Here is an 18,882-nt window from a genome sequence, read left to right on the forward strand (position 1 = left end):
GGTAGATATCTCCATTAAGGCACGATAACAGATGCCGTTCAAAATCGTAGCAGACGAATCCGAACACGAATCGGACTAAGATAGGGGCCTGGGAATTCGGCCGATGGATGCCACTTACATAATTGGACAGGCCTGTCGACTGCCGGGAAGCCCGAACGTCGCAGCCTTTCGGACCCTCTTGCAGGAGGGTCGGTGCGCTGTCAGCGAAGTGCCGCAGGACCGCTTTGCGCACAGTCTTTTCATGAACCCCAAGCAGGGCGTGGCGGGCAAGTCCTACACGTTCCGCGCAGGTGTCCTTGACGACATCTGGGGATTTGACCTTTCCGTTTTCAAATTTTCGCCGCGCGAAGCGGTTCAGATGGACCCGCAGCAACGCCTTCTTTTGCAGGTGGTTTGGGAAGCGATGGAGGACGCGCGCCTCGATGCCTCCAAGCTCGCTGGCAAGCGCGTGGGCGTCTATGTCGGCGCCTCCAGCATGGATCACGGCTCGGTCCTCGGGCGCGACCCGTCGCTGGTCGACAGCTACCTGATGACGGGCAACACCCTGTCGCTGGTCGCCAACCGGATTTCGCATGGCTTCGATCTGCGCGGCCCGTCCTTCGTGGTGGATACCGCCTGTTCCTCGTCGCTGGTCGCGATGGATCAGGCGCGGCAGGCGCTTTCACGGGGCGATATCGACACCGCGATCGTCGCCGGTGTGAACCTTCTGCTGTCTCCGTCGAGCTTCGCGGGCTTCTCGGCTGCACGCATGTTGTCGCCCACCGGGCTGTGCCAATCTTTCTCGGACAAGGCCGATGGCTATGTTCGGGCCGAGGGTTGTGTTGCCATGGTGCTACAGAATTCGTCGGACGTTCCGGTGACCGCCAAGGCGCGCGTCGTGGATTCCGAGACGAATGCCGACGGCTATACCATGAACGTGGCGCTTCCGGCGGAAGAGGGGCAGTACGAACTGCTGGCCCGGCTTTACGACCGTCAGACGATCACGCCCGACGATCTGTCCTTCGTCGAGGCGCACGGCACCGGAACGCTCGTCGGTGACCCGATCGAGGCCCACGCCCTCGGCCGCGCCGTGTCCAAGCACCGCAAATCGCCGCTGCCCATCGGGTCGGCCAAATCCAACGTCGGCCACCTCGAACCCGCGTCCGGCATGGTCGGGATGCTCAAGGCGCTCATCGCGATGGAGGATCGGCGCCTGCCGCGCTCGCTCCACGCCGAGAACCTGAACCCGCATATCGACTTCGACGAACAGAAACTCGTGCTCGCGCGCGACAGTGTCGATCTTGGCGACGGTCCGCTGTTCTGCGGCGTCAGCTCCTTCGGTTTCGGGGGCGTGAACGGTCACGTGATCCTCGAAGGCGTGACTCCGCCCAAAGCCACGGCCCCGGCGGCCCCCACCAGCCCGGACCGCATCTTCGTCACGTCGGCCTTCAGCGACGGGGCGCTCAAGGATCTCGCGACCGCCTATGCCGACCGGATGGAGGCGCCTGCGGCGCTGAACCCCGGCGCGCTTCCCGAACAGGCGTGGCACCAGCGCGGCCTGCATCCCAAACGCCTTGGCGTTCTGGCCGAGGACGGCGCGCAAGCCGCCGAGGCGCTTCGCGCCTATGCGGCGGGACAGAAAGACCCGCGGTTCGTCGCCTACGAAGGCCGCCAGCGGGACGAAGCGCCGGTCTTGGTCTATTCCGGCAATGGCTCGCAATACCTCGGCATGGGCCGCCTGCCGTTCCGCAAGGATGCGGACTACCGCGCAGCTTATGAGGAATTCGACGCGCTCTTCACCGAGATGATGGGCTGGTCTGTCATCGACAAGATGAACTCCGAGACGCTGTCGCAGGAATGGGGCGACTGCCGCGTCATTCAGGGCCTCGTCATCGCCGACCAGATCGCCCAGACCGTCGCACTCGCCAAGCGCGGCATCGTTCCGGCGGCGGTCATCGGTCATTCCGGCGGCGAAGTCGCTGCTGCCTGGGCCGCGGGCGCTCTGTCGCTCGAACAGGCCGCGCATCTGGCGGTGAGCCGCAGTCGCACGCAGTTGCAGTTCGCTGGCACCGGCACGATGGCGGCGCTGCAAACCAGCGCCGAACAGACCCGTGCGCTGCTCGACGAATTCGGCGATGCCGATATCGAGCTCGCGGCGATCAACTCGCCGCGCAGCGTCACGCTCGCAGGCCCCACCGAACCGCTCAAGGCGTTCGCCAAATGGGCCAAGCGCACGCATCGCCAAGCCTGCGTGATGCTCGACATCAACTACCCGTTCCACAGCGCCATCCTTCAGTCCTCGGAAGCCGAGCTTAAGGAAGGCCTGTCCGATATCGTGCCGTCGGAAAGCCGCGTGCCGATGTTCTCGACCACGACCGGCGCGCTGGTGGATGGCACCGACCTGACCACCGACTACTGGTGGGCCAACGTCCGCCAGCCGGTGCAGTTCAAGGCGGCGGTGGAAGCCGCGCGCGATGCCGGATACTCGGCCTTCCTCGAAGTGGGCGCACAGCCGGTTCTGCCGAACTACATCACCGACTCGCTCGACGACGACGCACGCCACTGCGCTGTCGTGCATACGCTGGCCAAGAACGACCCGGAAACGGCGAACCCCGTGGCCCGCGCCGCCTTGCGCGCCGTTCTTGCTGGCATTCGCACGGAACAGAACGCGACGTTCGCGGCGACGACCGGGCCGCTGGTCAGCCTGCCGCGCTATGCCTTCCAGAACGAGGAGCTGCGCGCCACCAACAGTCAGGAACTGAGCAAGCTTCTTGGCACCGATGGCGAACATCACCCTCTTCTGGGTGCGCCGCTCGCCGGTGAATCCGGTGTCTGGCGCCGCGATCTGGACGACAACCTGTTCCCCGCACTGGCCGATCACAAGGTGGGCGACAGCGTGCTTCTGCCGGGCACCGCCTTTGCCGAAATGGCCTATGCCGCCGCCAGCGTCGAGGCCAAGGGTCAAACCGTCGAAATCTACGACATGGACCTGTTCGCGCCGATCGTTCTGTCGACCTCAACCGGAGTCGAAATCCAGACCGAGGCCGATGCCAACGCCGGCACGATCCGCATCATGTCGCGCGCCCGGCTGTCGAAAGACGCGTTCCGCGAGAACATGCGCGCGCGCTTCGTCATGCACAGCAAGCCCCCGGTCGCACCCGCGCTGGACGCGCCGGGCGAGATTGCGCCGAACGAGGATATCTCGAACTGGGTCTATGAGGATGCCGAACGCATCGGGCTTTATTACGGACCGAATTTCAAAGGCTTGAAGCATGCCCGCCGGAATGGCGACGACATCGACGTGATCCTGCGCGAGGGGCTGACCATCGCGTCGGACCCGGCCATCCACGGTTTCGATCCGGCCCAGCTCGATTGTCTTCTGCATGGCCTCATCGCAATCTCGGCGAACACCGACTTCGCGGATGCCCGTCAGGCGCTTCTGCCGGTGCGCATGGGACGCATTCAGGTTCATGCGCCGGGCGTCGAACTCGTGTCGGGGCGCATCCACCTGCGCCGTTGGGGCGATCAGTCGATCCATGCCGACGTGGTCGGCTTCGGTCCGGCAGGTGAGGTCGTCGTCGAGGTCGAAGGCCTGCGCCTGCGCGCGACGCAGATCATCCCGCAGATCAATTTCGCGCGGCAGGCGTTCCATGTCGAAGCGCGCCCGATCCTGTCGGAGCCGGGTGTCATCGCGACCGACATCGTCGAAACGGCCCTGAACACGGCGCTCACGCCCGAGGAGGCGGACGACGACGCCCTTCTTCTGCTGGATGCCGCGGCGCAACAGGCCGTGTGGAGTGCGTTCCGCAAAGTCGTGGGCAAGGACGGTCTTTACAAGATGCGCCGCCCCGAGGAAGGCGTCGAAGGCAGCCTGATCGACGTTCTCGCCCGTCTCGACCTTGCATGGCAGGGCGCGACGCATGGCGAGTGGCATATCGCCGAGGACTGCGACCTGCCGGATGCCGACCTGATCGGTCAGGCGCTGCTCGAAGAACGCCCCGACCTTATCGGTCTGATCGCGCTGATCCTGCGTCTGCCTGCGGCCTTGGACGACGTCCTGTCGCAGATCGCGAACGACAAGCCCGCCCCGGAACCCGAAGTGCTGTTCGGCCGTGAAGCCGTGCAGGCGCTCGACGCCGGGCCGCATGTCGCGCGCCGCGATCGCCTGATCGCCGCCGCACTCGACAGTATCGTGGCACGGGTGCCGCGCACCGAGTCGATACAGATCGGCGCGATGTCCGGTTTCGACCTGCTCCAGCATTCGATCAAGGGCGATCATCCCGGTCTCGAACGGGTTCAGATCATGTCCGCCGATGGCGAAGAGGGCATGGTGTCGGTCCAGATGCGGGCCGTCAAATGGGGTGAAACCGCAGAACTCGATGTCGTGCTGGTGGACGATCCGCTCCAGCTTTTCGAAGACGGGATGGACGAACGTCTGAAAGGCGTGCTTGCGCCGACCGGCGTCGTCATGGTGGTGGTTCCGGCGATGTCGGCGTTCCGCCGTGCCGTCATGCCGTCGAAATCGAACCTTGTCCGGCGCGGCGACGTGGACCGGCTCGTGGCGCAATTGACCGAGCTTGGCCTCGAAACCGTTCTGCAACAGGATCTTCCGGATGGCGCCGCTGGCGGCACGCTGGTCATGGCCAAGCTGGCCTCCGCAGCGACGGAAGCGGCGCATGTCGCCCCCGACGAGGTCGCCAAGAGCGATCTGGACCTGTGGACGAAGGCAATCACGCATCTGCACGGCCCCGTCACCAAACGGGACGGTGTGATGACGGTTCTCGAACCCGAAGCCGCCGCCGCTCCGCTCGTTCTGTTCGGGGCCACGGGCGCGGACGAGGGCGAACTGGCGGACCGTGTCCTGTTCGCACGCGATATCGTGGCCGAAGCGGTCGCCGAAAATCGTGGCGTGCTCGCCGTGCTGCCGAAAGGCGCGCAATATGCGGGGGGCCCGGTGTCGGACCCGGTTCAGCACGCCATCTGGGCGATGTTGCGGACAGCTGCGAACGAAAACCCCGGCGTCGCGATCCATGCGATCGACGCGTCCGGCAGCGATATCTCGGTCCCGGCGTCGCTGGCCGCGCTGCTGTCGCGGATCGAAGCCCACGCGCCGCGTGAAAGCGAGATCGTGCTCGCCGAAACCGGCGTTCTGGGGCTGCGCGTCGAAACCGGCCTGCCGCTCGCGGATGGTGCCGTGACGCAATTGTCCGGCGACGGAAAACTCAGCACGCGTCTGCGCAAGTCCGTGACGGGCCGTCTGGACGCCCTGTCTTGGGAAAGTTTCGAGCGCATGGATCTGGCCGACGACGAGGTCGAGGTCGAGATCGCGGCCACCGGCCTGAACTATCGCGACGTGATGTGGTCGATGGGCCTTCTGCCCGAAGAGGCGCTGGAAACCGGGTTTGCCGGGCCGACGCTCGGTCTGGAATGCGCCGGGCGCGTGTCGCGGGTCGGGCCGGGTGTGACCGAATTCAAGGTCGGCGACCCCGTCGTCGCCTTCGGCCCGTCCTGTTTCGCATCGCATATCGTCAGCCAGTCCAAGTGGCTTTCGAAACTGCCCGAGGGCGTGTCGTTCACGCAGGCCGCCACCCTTCCGGTCGCCTATTTCACCGCCTATTACGCGATGGTGACGCTCGGCAATCTACAGCCGGACGAAACCGTCCTGATCCATGGCGGGGCCGGCGGTGTGGGCCTTGCGGCCATCGCCATCGCCAAAGACATCGGTGCGACCGTCATCGCGACCGCCGGCAGCCCGGTGAAGCAGCAGCTTCTGCGCTCGATGGGTGTCGAGCACGTCGTCTCGTCGCGTGAGTCCGGCTTTGCCGCCGCCGTGCGCGAGATCACGGGCGGGCAGGGGGTCGACGTCGTTCTGAACTCGCTCGCGGGTCAGGCGATGGAGCAGAGCCTTGCACTTTTGCGACCCTATGGCCGGTTCCTGGAGCTTGGGAAGCAGGATTACTATACGAATACCGGCATTGGCCTGCGTCCGCTGAAGAACAACGTGGCTTACCATGGGATCGATGTGGACAGCCTGCTGGCCGACCGTCCGGATATCGCGAGCCGTGAATTCCGCCGTGTCATGGCCGGGATCAGCGAAGGCCGCTATGCGCCGCTGCCGTTCACCGAATTCTCGGGCGGCGACGTGATCGAAGCCTTCCGGTTCATGCAGCGGTCGGGCCATATCGGCAAGGTCGTGGTGCGCCCGAACGACGTCGCGACGGATTGGGAGCCGCTGTTCCGCCCGCGTCCGGGTGGCTGGTTCGTTCTGGCCGGTGGGCTTGGCGGTATGGGGCTCGAAACGGCCAAATGGCTGGCGAGCGGGGATCTGACCCACGTCGCGCTTCTCGGGCGTCGGACCGAGATGGACGTCGAGACCAAGGCGCTGGTCGAAAAGATCGAGCGCAGCGTCGATGAATTGCGTGTCGTGTCCTGCGACATCACCGATCTGGACAGCCTGAACGCGGTTCTGGACGACCTGCGCAAAGTCGCGCCGATCCACGGGGTGTTCCACACGGCTATGGTGCTGGAAGACCGCGCGATGGGCGACATCGACCGGGCGCAGCTCGACAAGGTTCTGCCGGTCAAGACCAAGGGCCTCGCCAATCTCGACGCGGCGACGCGGGACGACGATCTTCAGGTCTTCGTGGCCTACACGTCGCTTGCCAACCTGATCGGCAACCACGGTCAGGCAGCCTATGTCGCCGCGAACGCCTATCAGGAATCGCTGATCGAGGCGCGGGCCGCAACCGGGCGCCATGCCCGCGCGATGGGCTGGGGCGCGATCACCGATGTGGGCTACCTGCGTCGCGATACGGCCAAGCGCAACATGCTGCTCCAGATGTCGGGCAACGTGAAATTCTCGGCCGATCAGGCGCTTCGGGCACAGGAATTCGCGCTGACGCAGAAGGTGCGGGGCAATGTCCTGACCGTGACGCCGATGGGCTGGGGCCCGTCGATCGGAACGCTCGGCAACCTGCGCCGCCCCACCTTCGGCCTCTTGCGCCGGATGGGCGAGGCGGGCGGATCGTCGCAAAGCCTCGGCACGCTGCGCGCCGACCTCGAGGCGCTGCCGTTCGACAAGGCCGTGAAACGCGCGACCGCTTACCTCAAGACCGAGATCGCTTCGATCCTGCGGGTGCCGGAAAACACGCTGTCGCCGACCCGTCCGCTGGCGGAATACGGTATGGACAGCCTGATGGGCGTGGAACTGACGCTGGCGGCGCAAAAGGTGCTGGGTGACGATCTTCCGGTGCCGTCGCTGGGCGACGATCTGTCGATCACCAAGATCGCGGGCATTTTCGTGACGCATATCCAATCCGGCGCTTCGGCGGACGGGGGCGGGAACGAAGCCGCATCGGCGGTCAAGACCCTCGCCACGCAGCATATGGGTTCCACGCGGAGCGAGGCGGCGGAATGACCTCTGGCTCGAATGCCCTGTCGGGTGACGCGCGCGCGCGGGCGCTGAGTGCCGCGCGCGCAGCACAGAAAAAGCCGTCGAACAAGAGCGGCCCGATCATCGACCACAAGCCGAACCCGTCGTTCGATCAGCTTGCGGGCTACAAGGAGCGGCTGGCGCTGCGCCAGATATCCAAACTGCACGATCTGGGCGACCCGAGCTTCCGTCAGCATGACGGGCATCCGGGCGCGATTTCGAGCATCGAGGGCCGCGACGTCATTAACTTCGGATCTTATGACTACATCGGCCTCAACGCCGATCCGCGGCCTGCGGAAGTCGCGAAAGCAGCCATCGATACTTATGGCGTTTCGGCTTCGGCCAGCCGTCTGACGGCGGGCGAGCGCCCGATCCACCGCGAACTCGAAGGCAGGCTTGCGGCGCATTACGGCGTCGAGGATGCGCTGACCTTCGTGTCGGGTCACGCGACCAATGTGTCCGCCGTGGCGACGGTCGTCGGCAAGGACGATCTCGTCATTTACGACAGCTACATTCACAACTCCGCCTCGGTCGGGGCCACGCTGTCGGGCGCGACCCGCCGCAGTTTCCCGCATAACGACATGGACGCGCTGGAAACCATCCTCGCCGAAACGGCTGGGCGGTATCGCTATACGCTCGTGCTGGTCGAGGGGCATTATTCGATGGACGGGGATATCCCCGACCTTCCGCGCGTGCTCGACCTGAAGAAACGCTTCGGGTTCTGGCTGCTGGTCGACGAGGCGCATGGCCTTGGCTGCATCGGCAAGACCGGCGGCGGAATGCGCGAATACTATGGGCTGTCCGGCGACGAGGTCGACATCTGGATGGGAACCCTGTCCAAGTCGCTGGGGTCGACCGGCGGATATCTGGCCGGCAGCGCGGCGATGATCGACGCGATGAAATACGAGGCGCCGGGATCGGTCTATTCGGTCGCGCTCGCGCCTGTGCTGGCCGCCGCCGCGAACGAAGCGATCCAGATCATGCATGCCGAGCCTGAACGGGTGGCGCGGCTTCATGCGCGGGGGTCGTTCTTCCTCGACGTCGCCAAATCGCTTGGGCTGGACACGGGTGCATCGGTCGGGTCTTCGATCACGCCGATCATGGTGGGGTCTTCGCCGCTGGCCGCCGCCGCATCCAAGGTGCTGTTGGAGGAGGGGATCAATGCCCTTCCTATCGCCTTTCCGGGCGTGCCGATGAATCAGGCGCGGCTCAGGTTCTTCATCACCTCGGAGCATACCGAGGACCAGATCCGTCACTCGCTGACCACGACGGCTGAAATCCTCTCGCGGCTCCGGGAAGGGCCCTTGCAGGATCTGATGAAATCCCTATCCAACACGTTCTGAGGACAGGCGGCCCTGCGGTCGCGAACGAGACCGGGGGCAGGGGATGACCGCTTACAGACTGCAAAACGTGATCGGCCCCGATTTCGGCCGCCCCGCCGTGCTTTACCGCGCGACGGGCGAGGCGGTCGATGGCCCGATGCCCTGGGTTATGGCGGCGGGCGATACCTTCGACTTCGACAGCTATTTCAACGCCTTCTTCCCGGATGTCTGGCACCGTCACACCAAGATCGGGCGCGTCGGGCTTGAGGTTGCGGCGACCGGACCGATCCGGGTCGTCGTCACGGCCCACGGCACGCAATTCGCAACGCTTGCCGACACCGCGCTCGACGGGTCGGGGGTCGTCTGGCTGGACGATCTGCCCAAGACCGGGCGGATGAGTTTCCGGGTGGAGGCCGACGCGGACACCCGACTGACCGATCTGGGATGGGTTACGGACGTGCCGCCCCTGCACGCGCCCACGCTTTCGGTGGGTCTGTGCACCTTCAACCGCGAAAAGCAATTCGCGGTCACGCTGGCGGCACTTGCACAATTGCAAGAACAAAATCCGGCGATCCTGCATATCTGGGTGGCAAACCAGGGCAAGACTTTCACGAATCCGACAATCGCCGAAATCGACAAGCGGGACACCGTTTCGATCCTCGAACAGACGAACCTTGGCGGCTGCGGCGGCTTCACCCGCACGATGGTCGAAGCGACCTCGGTCGCCACGCCCGCGACACACCACTTGCTTATGGACGACGACATCATCCTCGACCCGCGCGTGGTCAACCGGGCGCTCGGGTTTCTCGCCTATGTCGAGGGCGAGCTGGCGGTCGGCGGGCAGATGATCGACCTCGACGACCCGACGATCCTACGTGAGCTGGGCGCGAAGCTCGACCCGGAGCGGTTCGTTCAATCGATCGGGGAGAACTCCGATCTGACCACGCCCGAAGGGCTGGCGCAGTTCCACGACACGCCGCGCATCGACTACAACGCGTGGTGGTTCTGCGTGATCCCGACCGCGACCATCAAGCGGCTGGGTCTGCCCACCCCGATCTTCATTCGTGGCGACGACATCGAATACGGCTGCCGGATGGCCGCGAACGGGGTCGAGACGATCTGCCTGCCCGGTGTCGCGGTCTGGCACGAAAGCTTCCACCACAAGACGAGCGACTGGCTGACTTACTACGACATGCGCAACCGCCTGTTCGTGGCGAGCCTTTATCCGCAGCTTGTCTGGCGCCCGGCGTCTTACTATTTGCTCGGCTTCGTCGTCGTGTTCATGTTCCAGAACCGCTACCGCGCGGCGGACATGAACATCTTGGCCATTCAGGATGTGCTGGCGGGGCTGGACACGGCGCTGGGCGCGGACAGCGAAAGCCGCCACATGGCGCTGATGGCCCAGTTGAACCAGCTTGCGCCTTACCCTGAGCTTGCGCCCGACGCGCTGCCAGACACCGAGGAAGGCACGCTGGAACCGCTCGATACTTCGATTCCGTCGATGGTCTGGATGTCGGTGCGGGATTTCGTGCTGTGCACCGTGAACCCGCTTCTGCGCCCGTTCCGCAAGCCGCGCCGCTTCCCCTATGTGCCGATGCCCAACAACGTCGGCGCGCGGGATTACATCGCGCCCAAGACGCCCGAAGCCGAGGCTTACGTGCTCTACAAGGCGCGGCCCGCGCGGCTCTGGTCGGTCATGACCCGCACGATCTGGGTGAGCCTGCGCTACGGGCTAAAGCCACAGGCGCATTTCGACGACCTCGCAAGGGCGTTGGAGGCGAACCGGACGCGCGAGCACTGGCAGGCGTTGTTCGACCTGCCGCGCGACAGGTTCTGAGATCAGGCGGGGAGGCGGTCGCGGGCGACGTCGGCCACGCGGGCGGCCACGGCCTCGGGCGTCCCGTCGCCATTGATGACCACGCAGCGCCCCGGTTCGGCCTTGGCGAGTGCAAGGAAGCCCTCACGCATCTGAACCTGTAGGTCGGCCCCGAAATCCTCGAACCGTTCTTCGGTTCCGTTGCGGCCCTTGGCGCGGGCATGTCCCGTCGTCGGGTCCATGTCGATGATGAATGTGAGGTCGGGCTCGCGCCCGATCATCAGCCTGTGCAGGTCATCGACGACCTTACGCAGACCCGGGCCGCGCAGGCCCTGATACATGCGGGTGGAATCCGCGAACCGGTCGCATATCACGATCTTGCCCGCCGCGAGGGACGGGTCGATCAGCCGTTCCAGATGGTCGCGCCGTGCGGCGGTAAACAGCAGGATCTCGGTTTCGGCGGACCAACGGTCCGGGTCGCCTTCGAGCACGAGACGCCGGATTTCCTCGGCCCCCGGGGAGCCGCCGGGTTCGCGCGTGGCGACGACATCACGGCCCTCGGCCTTCAACGCTTCGGCCAACAGCCGCGCCTGGGTCGACTTTCCGGACCCGTCGATCCCCTCGAACGTAATGAAATGGCCCGTCATCGGGGTCAGTTCACCGCTGGTTCTTCGGTGGCGGCGTCTTCGGCCTCGGCCCCGGCGCCGATACCCGCCAGATCGCGGGCCATCGAAAACACCTGTCCTGCCGCCGTGGTGAAGCGCGGCAGGAAGCCGGCGGCGGCGACGTCATCGGCGGCGACGAGCGGGATGACCGTATCGCTCATCCCCTCACGCACGATGGTGAAGGTCGCGATCTCGTCACCCTTGGAGATCGGAGCCTCGACAGGCCCGCTCCATGTCACTTCGCCCTTGATGCCTTCATGCGCGGTCACCGGGATCAGCAGTTCGACGTCTTCGGGCGCGGCCAGTGCGACGGTCTGGGCCTCGCCGAGCCACACGGGGATTTCCGCGATCACCTGACCGCTTTCCACCGCCGTGCGCATCACGAACTGACGGAAGGCGAAGTTGATGATCGCCGCGGATTCCGACCGGCGCGCGGCTTCGCTGTCGAGACCTGAGACCACCAGCACCACCCGCCGGTTGCCCTGCATGGCCGAACCGACGAGGCCATACCCGGCTTCCTGCGTATGCCCGGTCTTGAGCCCATCGGCCCCGAGGCCGAGGTCGAACAACGGATTGCGGTTGAACCTATTGTCCGGTGCGCGCCCGTCATAGGGGAATTCTTCGATCCCGAAGTAGTGGTAATACTGGGGGAATTCCTCGATCAGGCGTTCGGCCAGAATGGCAAGGTCTTCGGTGCTCATGCGTTGCGCGGGATGCGGCCAGCCGGAGGCGTTTCCGAAGGTCGAATTCTCCATCCCCAACGCGCGCGCCCGCTGGGTCATCATCGAGGCGAAGGCATCCTCGGTCCCGCCCAGCCCTTCGGCGACCACCACACAGGCGTCGTTGCCGGACAGAACGATGATCCCCTTGATAAGCTCTTCGACCGTGGGGCGATCCTGCGTCGTCAGGAACATGGTCGAGCCGCCCATGTCCATCGCGCGCTGGCTGACGTTGAACTGGGTGTCGAGCGACACGCGACCGTCCTCGAGCGCCTCGAACAGCATGTTCAGCGTCATCAGCTTCGACATCGACGCGGGCGGCAGCGGCACTTGGGCGTTTTTTTCCAAAAGCACCGTGTTCGTCGTCAGATCGACCACATAGGCCGAACGCGCGCTGGTCTCGAATGCGAATGCGGGAAGGGCGATGACGCCCGCCAAAAGCGTGGTGAGCAGGCGGGCCGTGACGTGGCAGCGTCGCATCTGTTTGTCCTCGGCTGGCCCGGCGATCCGGGCGATGGTCAGTTGGTGACGTAGTAGGCGTCGGTGAAGCCCAGATCCTTGATCTTCTTCAGAAGCTGGGCGCGTTCGGCGCTGGTGCCGGCCGGACCGACGATGACTCGCCAGAAATCCTTGCCGCTCATCTTACCCGGCTTGATCGTCGGCACCATCCCCGCGCGGCGCAGGCTCTCGGAGGTGTTATTGGCGTTCTGCTCGACCGAGAAGATGCCGATCTGGATATAGGGTTTCGACAGGTTCGAGGCAGGCGCGGTGCGTTGCGGGGCCGTGGTTGCGGCCGCGACGGTCGAGGATGTGGTCGTGGGCTGCGCGACGGGCTTTCCTTCGGCCTCGTCCAGCGCGCGGGCGGCTGCGGCGAGCGGGTCGAGCGGCTTGGTCTCGACGGTCGGCGCTTCGGCGACCTCGGTTTCGATCGTGTCGGTATCGCCCGCGTCTTCGGGTTGGTTTTCGGGCACTTCTTCGCGCCGCAGCGCCGTCACGTTCAGGTCGGTGGGTTGTCCCGCGAGCATACCCAAGGCATCCGCCGCATCGGACGAGACCTGAATCTTCGGCCCCGGTTGCTGACGCTCGGGCCTGTAGAGCACGCCGACCACGAATTTCGAGTTGGCGGTGTTGCGGATGATGACGCGCTCCGGGTCTTTGGCATCTTCATGCGCCACCCAGACACCGCCCAGGCTCGGGCGTCCGTCCCACAGGCCCTTGTCGGCGACCTGAAAGACCTCGGGGGCTTCGACATCGCGCTCGACCGTCCGGGTCGACCGGCTGGTGGTCGTCGTTTCACCGTCGGGTTTGGATTGCAGGAAGCCGGGGAGGTCGGCCCCGTCTTCACATCCTGCCAGCACGAGCGCGGCGCACAGTCCGATGACCAGCCGCCCTGTCGTCCGCATATGCATCACGTGTCTTGCCCCTTGTTGCGGGGTCATGCTTCCAGACCGCCGCGCTGCCCGCCTCGCGCCTATGGTGCGCGTTTTGCGGGAGTGTAACCTTTCGACGGGGCCAAGAAAAGCCCGACGGACACGATGCGCGAGTTCCGGCGCGTCAGAGCGTTCGGTCCAGAAATTCGTCGGTCGCGTCCATGATCGCGTCCCACTCGGGACGGCCGGGCAGGGGAACATGATTGCGCCCTTCGAAGATCCGAAGCTCGGCCCCCGAAATGCCCGAGGCGATCTGACGGGCCTGTTCGCAGGGCTGGACCGCATCGTCTTGCATGTGAAGCACGAGCGTCGGGGCCTGCACCTGTGAGAGCAACTCACGCACATTGAAGCCGTCGATCGCCATCCGAAGCGCCGCCGCCATGTCGGGGTTCGCCGAGGCGAGCTGCATCTCGGTCATACTGGCGATCTTCTCCTGATCCGCATCCGGCATGTAGAGGGTCGCGAAAGCCGTCGCGAAGGCCGAGCCGTGCTGCCCCCAGCCCTCGCGCAAAAGTGTCAGAACGGCATCCGCACGCGCCCGCTCCGCCTCCGTCGCGCCGACACGCCGCCCGGTGCAGAAGCCGCCGTATAGCACGAGCCGCGAAACGCGGTCGGGACAGGCCGCGGCAAACGCGATGGCGACGGGAACGCCCTGCGAGGCCGCGAAGATCGGGGCGCAATCCGCCCCCGCCGCATCCGCCACGGCGGTTAGGTCCGCGACCATCGCGTCGAGCGTGAGGGAGGGCGGATGCGGGTCCGACAGGCCGGTGCCCCGCTGGTCGTAGCGAACCAGCCGCCGCCCGGTCGCCAGCCGATCCAGCATCGGGCGCCAGACCGGACTGCTCCAGTCCCGTTCGAGATGCGTCAGGAAATGCCCCGCGCGCAAGAGGACCGGACCCGCGCCGCTGGTCGCGAAAGCGATCCGAGTTCCGTCCTGCGATGTCGCGATGCGGATCGCCTGCCGTTCGCCCGGTTTGGTGTCCCGCGCCTTGAGCTGCGCGTTTTCGACCTGCGCGACGAACCGGAACCCGCGCCTCGGCACCGTCTGAAGCACCATCTGGCGCGCTCCGTCATCGCCGACCGCGCGGCGCACCGCGTTGATCCGAGATGAAATCGCCGCATCCGACACGATCCTGCCGTTCCAGATCTCGTCGATGATCCGGTCACGACCGATCAGGAGACCCGGGTTCGAGGCGAACAGAACCAGTAGGTCGAACACCTGAGGTTCGAGCGCGATCACCGACCCGTCGCAACGGAATTCGTGTGCGTCGGTGTCGATTTCGCAAGTGCCGAAACGCAGGGCCATGACACACCAAACCACCAGACAAGGTGCTCGGGCAACGCTCTTGGCGTGTCTCAAGCGGATCTCAAGGGTTTCTCAAGGTCATCTTCAAGCGCCGGTCGCGGCCCTTTGCGATCCTCGTGACGGACATCACGAAAGGAAACGCCATGCACATCGACCCCCAGCACATCGTCCGCCACTCCGCCGACGGTTCCATCGACACCGCGCATTACCTTCGCCGAGGGGCGGAGGCCCGATCCGCCGTCGCATGGGCCACGATCGACGCCCTGCGCCAGCTCCTCGCCCGTGGCTTTGCGCCGGTCAGGAAGCGCGTGCAAACGAAGCGCACAACCGCGCTACCGGCAGAATGACACGGCACACCTTCCCGAATCGCCCCGCCCGGTCTATCCGATGCCCCTGTCGGAGGAGTGGCAGAGTGGTCGAATGCACCGGTCTTGAAAACCGGCGTGCGTGAAAGCGTACCGTGGGTTCGAATCCCACCTCCTCCGCCACCCACCCCCGTCTCATTCCCCCAGTGACGCCTTGCGCCGATTTCCCGCGATATTTCGGGCGTTTGGCTGCGCGCTGCCCTATCTGAGACGCACCTTTCCAGCCATTCCCGTCCCAATTCCCGCAGGTGTCTCTGTTCGCCCTTTTCGCGGGTTCGGTTTTGGCTGGGTTTGGCTGTTAACAGGGAATTAACAGGGAATTCTCCGTTTCTGGCCCTGATTTCGGGCGATTCCGCGGATTCTCGGCTTGGATTGGCGCGTGTTTTCAGGGTCTTGCGGGGCAGTTCCCTGTTCTTTCACGAACAGGGAATTCCAATCCGGCGATCAGGGAATGCGCTTGGTGGAAACAGGGAACGATGCTGGGTAAACAGGGAACCGGGTGCTCGTCCACCGGTTCAGCGGAAGCCGGGCGCACCCAGCTCGGGCAAACCGCCATCGTCCTCTTCGTCGGCATCGGGGGGGAGGTCCGCCCAAAGCAGGGTCACCGCATGACCGTCCCGACCGACGCGGGTCTGTTCGAACATCTCGATCTCCGGGCGACGCGTCCAGGCTGCCGCGTGGGTCTCCCGGAACGTCGTAATGCCCCGGTCCCCTTTCGAGACCACTTTGAACGCCTGGCTGATCTTTGGCAGGGGATCGTTCTTATTGAGCGCGAGGTACGGGAACGCGTCTCCTCGAATGGAATAGCGCACCCGGCCCTCGTGGGACCAGATCGCGGCAAGGGGTTCGTCCCGGCGCTCGACCATGCGACGGATGCAGGCCTCGCGGCTGAGGTCGAGGGCGCGGCGCAAGTGCTGAGCGTCTTGCAGGTCCGGGTCGCGAGAGAGGTGCCGGTCGAACATGGCGGGCGGGGCCAGGAGCTCGATCGCGAACCGGTTGGCCTCGGCCTCCTGACGCAGCTCCCTGCGACCTTCGCGGGTCTCGCGCATGTCACGGGGCGTGCAGCGAAAGCCGGTCTCGCTTGAGACCTCGTGGCGCTCGAGCAAGAAATGCCCGAGTTCATGAGCGATCGTGAAACGGGCGCGTTGGTGTCCATAGCGGCAGTTTGCAAGGATCACGCCGTCGCTGCGGACCCGGTCCGTCGGGAGCATGCCCTCGAACCCGTCGAAACTGTCGATCCGGACATCGGAGATGTCGAGACCGAGCGCGATCTCGACGATCGGAACTGCCGTGGTCACCGGGCCCAGCTGCGCGTGCAGACGTGCCGCCAATCGCTCAGGCGCGTGGATTTCCGCGAGGTCGATCCGGTCGAGCGCCAAGGCTCAGGAGCCTTCCGAGGACCTGGCCTTCATCGACGCGATCAGTTCTTCGACGATCGCCCGGTCCCGCTTGGAGAGGCTCTCCAGGTCGCGGTGCATCCGGCCGACCTTGATGTCTTCGGGCGCGGGCTCCGGCGCCGTGCCGGTCAGGACGTCGATGCTCACGCCATAATGGCTAGCCAGTTTGCGCACGAGCTCGAAGGACGGATTGCGGCTGCGGCCTTTCTCCAGCTCCCAGACATGGGCTTTGGAGACGCCGACGGCGTCCGCGACCTGCTGCAATGACTGGTTCGAGGACTGACGCAGTCTCATGAGACGTTCCCCGATCTCCATGGCTCCCTCCGTTCACCGTGTCTGACGGTGGTATACGCCCAGATTGACCGTAGTGCAAATGTAAGATATATCGAACGATACGGGCAGGCAGAGCCGATTCTGTCGAATGAGCAGTCAACGGAGGTCAAGAATGACCCGAGACAAGATCGAATACGTCGCCCTGGGCGATCTCACGCCATGGGCGCGCAATGCGCGCACCCATTCAAGGAAGCAGGTGCGCCAGATCGCGGCCTCCATCGAGACCTTCGGGTTCACCAACCCGGTTCTGATCGACGAGCGACGCACGATCCTTGCAGGCCATGGCCGGGTCGCGGCCGCACAGCTTCTCGGGCTGGGCGAAGTGCCGTGCCTACGGCTGGATCACATGAGTGAGGCGGAAAAGCGCGCCTATGTACTGGCGGATAACAAGCTGGCGCTGAATGCGGGCTGGGACGAGGATCTTCTGGCGGCGGAGCTGGGGGCCCTGATGGAGGTGGAGCTCGACTTCGACATGGATGTGACGGGGTTCTCGATCCCGGAGATCGATGGGATCCTGGAGGCCGTGGCACCACAGGAGCCGGACGATCCGGTGGACGAGGTGATCCCGGAGGAAGCGTCGCGGCGGGTGCATCCCGGCGATGTCTGGCAGCTTGGGCGCCATCGCCTGATGTGCGGCGATGCGCTGGACCCGGTGGTGGTCGGGGACCTGATGGCGGGTGAGGTCGCGCGGATGGTGTTCTCGGACCCGCCCTACAACGTGCCGATCGACGGGCACGTGGGCAACTCCGGCAAGGTGCAGCATCGGGAGTTCGCGATGGCGTCGGGCGAGATGAGTTCAGAGGCCTTCACCGGATTCCTGACGACCGCGCTTGGCAACATGGCGGACCACGCGGTGGAGGGGTCGATCCACTTCCTGTGCATGGACTGGCGCCACATGGGCGAGATGCTGGCCGCGGGAGAGGCGATCTATGACGAGCTGAAGAACCTTATCGTCTGGGCCAAGGACAACGGGGGCATGGGGACGTTCTACCGCTCACGTCACGAGCTGATCTTCGCGTTCAAGAAAGGCACGGCGCCCCACGTGAACACGTTCGAGCTGGGACAGCACGGGCGGTACCGTACAAATGTCTGGCAATACCGCGGCGTGAACACTTTGCGCGCCGGCCGGATGGAAGAGCTGGCCCTGCATCCGACCGTGAAGCCCGTCCAGATGATCGCGGACGCGATCCGCGATGTCTCCGGGCGGGGCGAGATCGTGCTCGACCTGTTCGGCGGATCGGGCTCCACCCTGATCGCGGCGCAAAAGACCGGGCGGCGGGGCTACCTGTGCGAGCTCGACCCGATCTATTGCGACCGGATCGTGGCCCGTTGGGAAGCCTATGCCAAGGATGAAGCAGAGCAGGTGGTCTGCGGTTGGTCTGCGCCTGCGGCACGGCTGGAGGCCGCGGAATGATCAGGGGCAAGCAGAAACTTCCGGCGGTTCGGCCGGGCGCGTCATACGAGGTGGGTTATGGCAAGCCGCCGGTGGCCTCGCGTTTTGCGAAGGGACAGTCCGGCAACCCGAAGGGCCGACCCCGCGGGGCGAAGTCGAAGCGGCCGGCCCTGAACGAGGAGCGTCTCAAGGACATCATTCTGGATGAGGCTTACCGCGACATCACCGTCCGCGACGGGGGCCGCAGTGTAACAGTTCCGATGGCGCAGGCGATCGTGCGTGCGATGGCGGTCAACGCGGCAAAGGGGCAGCACCGGGCCCAACGCCTGTTCGCCGAGATGCTTGCGGCAACAGAACGGCAGAACAAAGCCCTGGCGGATGAATGGCTCGAGACGGCCATCACCTACAAGGTCGAATGGGACCAGGAACTGGCCCGCCGTGAGCGGCTCGGGATCACGGATTTACCCGCGCCCTTGCCGCATCCGGATCAGGTGAAGATCGACATGGAGACGGGGCGCGCCTGGATCGACGGGCCCGCCACGAAGGAACAGGTGGCGCAACTGGAGGTCTTGTGGGCGCGACGTGAGGATTGGCTGCGGGAGGTGGAGGGTCTCGAGCGGTTGCTTGAAACAGAGGGTGACGAAGCCGTGCGAGCTGCCATCGAGAAGGACCTCAGACGAACGCAGAAGACTCTTGCGATCATGGATCGGTTGCTGGGCTGAGAC

12 protein-coding genes and 1 tRNA gene are annotated in these 18,882 nt (G+C 65.2%); 7 read left to right on the forward strand and 6 right to left on the reverse strand.

Going from position 1 to position 18,882, the window contains the following annotated elements:
- Positions 1 to 103 precede the first annotated feature (103 nt).
- Genes HOY44_RS15490 through HOY44_RS15500 form a run of 3 tightly spaced genes read left to right on the forward strand, consistent with a single transcriptional unit; the run spans position 104 to position 10,570 of the window.
- Positions 104 to 7,396, forward strand: coding sequence for a type I polyketide synthase (locus HOY44_RS15490; protein ID WP_287435845.1), 7,293 nt, complete (start codon positions 104 to 106; stop codon positions 7,394 to 7,396).
- Positions 7,393 to 8,754, forward strand: coding sequence for an aminotransferase class I/II-fold pyridoxal phosphate-dependent enzyme (locus tag HOY44_RS15495; protein ID WP_287435847.1), 1,362 nt, complete (start codon positions 7,393 to 7,395; stop codon positions 8,752 to 8,754). Before HOY44_RS15490 ends, HOY44_RS15495 begins: the two co-directional genes overlap by 4 nt.
- A gap of 43 nt (positions 8,755 to 8,797) precedes the next feature.
- Positions 8,798 to 10,570 carry a glycosyltransferase gene (locus HOY44_RS15500; RefSeq protein ID WP_287435849.1) on the forward strand — a complete coding sequence of 591 codons (1,773 nt, stop codon included), beginning with the start codon at positions 8,798 to 8,800 and terminating at the stop codon, positions 10,568 to 10,570.
- A 2-nt stretch (positions 10,571 to 10,572) separates the two neighbouring features.
- On the opposite strand, the gene tmk is transcribed toward HOY44_RS15500, so the two are convergent.
- The 4 genes from tmk to HOY44_RS15520 all read right to left on the reverse strand — a co-directional run bounded on the left by tmk (position 10,573) and on the right by HOY44_RS15520 (position 14,669).
- A complete protein-coding gene (gene tmk / locus HOY44_RS15505) occupies positions 10,573 to 11,196 on the reverse strand; it encodes a dTMP kinase (protein ID WP_287435851.1) in 624 nt (207 codons plus the stop codon).
- 5 nt (positions 11,197 to 11,201) lie between these two features.
- Positions 11,202 to 12,413 carry a D-alanyl-D-alanine carboxypeptidase family protein gene (locus tag HOY44_RS15510; protein ID WP_138423431.1) on the reverse strand — a complete coding sequence of 404 codons (1,212 nt, stop codon included), beginning with the start codon at positions 12,411 to 12,413 and terminating at the stop codon, positions 11,202 to 11,204.
- 38 nt (positions 12,414 to 12,451) lie between these two features.
- On the reverse strand, positions 12,452 to 13,342 hold the full coding sequence (locus HOY44_RS15515; RefSeq protein WP_287435854.1) for an SPOR domain-containing protein: 891 nt from the start codon (positions 13,340 to 13,342) through the stop codon (positions 12,452 to 12,454).
- 145 nt (positions 13,343 to 13,487) lie between these two features.
- Complete coding sequence (locus HOY44_RS15520) at positions 13,488 to 14,669, reverse strand: alpha/beta hydrolase (RefSeq protein WP_287435856.1); 1,182 nt, start codon at positions 14,667 to 14,669, stop codon at positions 13,488 to 13,490.
- A gap of 143 nt (positions 14,670 to 14,812) precedes the next feature.
- Between HOY44_RS15520 and HOY44_RS15525 the strand changes: the two genes are divergently transcribed.
- The gene (locus HOY44_RS15525; protein ID WP_287435857.1) at positions 14,813 to 15,016 is read left to right on the forward strand and encodes a hypothetical protein; all 204 of its coding nucleotides are present in this window, start codon (positions 14,813 to 14,815) and stop codon (positions 15,014 to 15,016) included.
- Between the two features lie 51 nt (positions 15,017 to 15,067).
- Positions 15,068 to 15,157: transfer RNA gene (locus tag HOY44_RS15530), tRNA-Ser, on the forward strand.
- A gap of 392 nt (positions 15,158 to 15,549) precedes the next feature.
- Here HOY44_RS15530 and HOY44_RS15535 read toward each other — a convergent pair.
- Together HOY44_RS15535 and HOY44_RS15540 are read right to left on the reverse strand one after the other, a co-directional pair.
- Positions 15,550 to 16,413 carry an ImmA/IrrE family metallo-endopeptidase gene (locus HOY44_RS15535; RefSeq protein ID WP_287435859.1) on the reverse strand — a complete coding sequence of 288 codons (864 nt, stop codon included), beginning with the start codon at positions 16,411 to 16,413 and terminating at the stop codon, positions 15,550 to 15,552.
- A gap of 3 nt (positions 16,414 to 16,416) precedes the next feature.
- Positions 16,417 to 16,746: a helix-turn-helix domain-containing protein gene (locus HOY44_RS15540; RefSeq protein ID WP_008328454.1), complete on the reverse strand. Its 330-nt coding sequence runs from the start codon at positions 16,744 to 16,746 to the stop codon at positions 16,417 to 16,419.
- A 130-nt stretch (positions 16,747 to 16,876) separates the two neighbouring features.
- On the opposite strand from HOY44_RS15540, the gene HOY44_RS15545 reads away from it, so the two are divergent.
- Positions 16,877 to 18,178, forward strand: a complete 1,302-nt coding sequence (locus HOY44_RS15545) for a site-specific DNA-methyltransferase (RefSeq protein WP_138423426.1) — start codon at positions 16,877 to 16,879, stop codon at positions 18,176 to 18,178.
- Positions 18,175 to 18,879: a DUF5681 domain-containing protein gene (locus tag HOY44_RS15550; protein ID WP_287435861.1), complete on the forward strand. Its 705-nt coding sequence runs from the start codon at positions 18,175 to 18,177 to the stop codon at positions 18,877 to 18,879. Before HOY44_RS15545 ends, HOY44_RS15550 begins: the two co-directional genes overlap by 4 nt.
- Positions 18,880 to 18,882 lie beyond the last annotated feature (3 nt).

This window comes from Maritimibacter sp., from assembly GCF_016774595.1.
Taxonomy (GTDB): domain Bacteria; phylum Pseudomonadota; class Alphaproteobacteria; order Rhodobacterales; family Rhodobacteraceae; genus Maritimibacter; species Maritimibacter alkaliphilus.

Excerpts from the sequence above, each read along its gene's own strand:
- HOY44_RS15495 (WP_287435847.1), top strand. The coding sequence starts at position 7,393 with ATGACCTCTGGCTCGAATGCCCTGTCGGGTGACGCGCGCGCGCGGGCG.
- HOY44_RS15545 (WP_138423426.1), top strand. The coding sequence starts at position 16,877 with ATGACCCGAGACAAGATCGAATACGTCGCCCTGGGCGATCTCACGCCA.
- HOY44_RS15510 (WP_138423431.1), bottom strand. The coding sequence starts at position 12,413 with ATGCGACGCTGCCACGTCACGGCCCGCCTGCTCACCACGCTTTTGGCG.
- HOY44_RS15550 (WP_287435861.1), top strand. The coding sequence starts at position 18,175 with ATGATCAGGGGCAAGCAGAAACTTCCGGCGGTTCGGCCGGGCGCGTCA.
- HOY44_RS15515 (WP_287435854.1), bottom strand. The coding sequence starts at position 13,342 with ATGCATATGCGGACGACAGGGCGGCTGGTCATCGGACTGTGCGCCGCG.
- HOY44_RS15500 (WP_287435849.1), top strand. The coding sequence starts at position 8,798 with ATGACCGCTTACAGACTGCAAAACGTGATCGGCCCCGATTTCGGCCGC.
- HOY44_RS15540 (WP_008328454.1), bottom strand. The coding sequence starts at position 16,746 with ATGGAGATCGGGGAACGTCTCATGAGACTGCGTCAGTCCTCGAACCAG.
- HOY44_RS15520 (WP_287435856.1), bottom strand. The coding sequence starts at position 14,669 with ATGGCCCTGCGTTTCGGCACTTGCGAAATCGACACCGACGCACACGAA.
- HOY44_RS15490 (WP_287435845.1), top strand. The coding sequence starts at position 104 with ATGGATGCCACTTACATAATTGGACAGGCCTGTCGACTGCCGGGAAGC.
- tmk (WP_287435851.1), bottom strand. The coding sequence starts at position 11,196 with ATGACGGGCCATTTCATTACGTTCGAGGGGATCGACGGGTCCGGAAAG.
- HOY44_RS15525 (WP_287435857.1), top strand. The coding sequence starts at position 14,813 with ATGCACATCGACCCCCAGCACATCGTCCGCCACTCCGCCGACGGTTCC.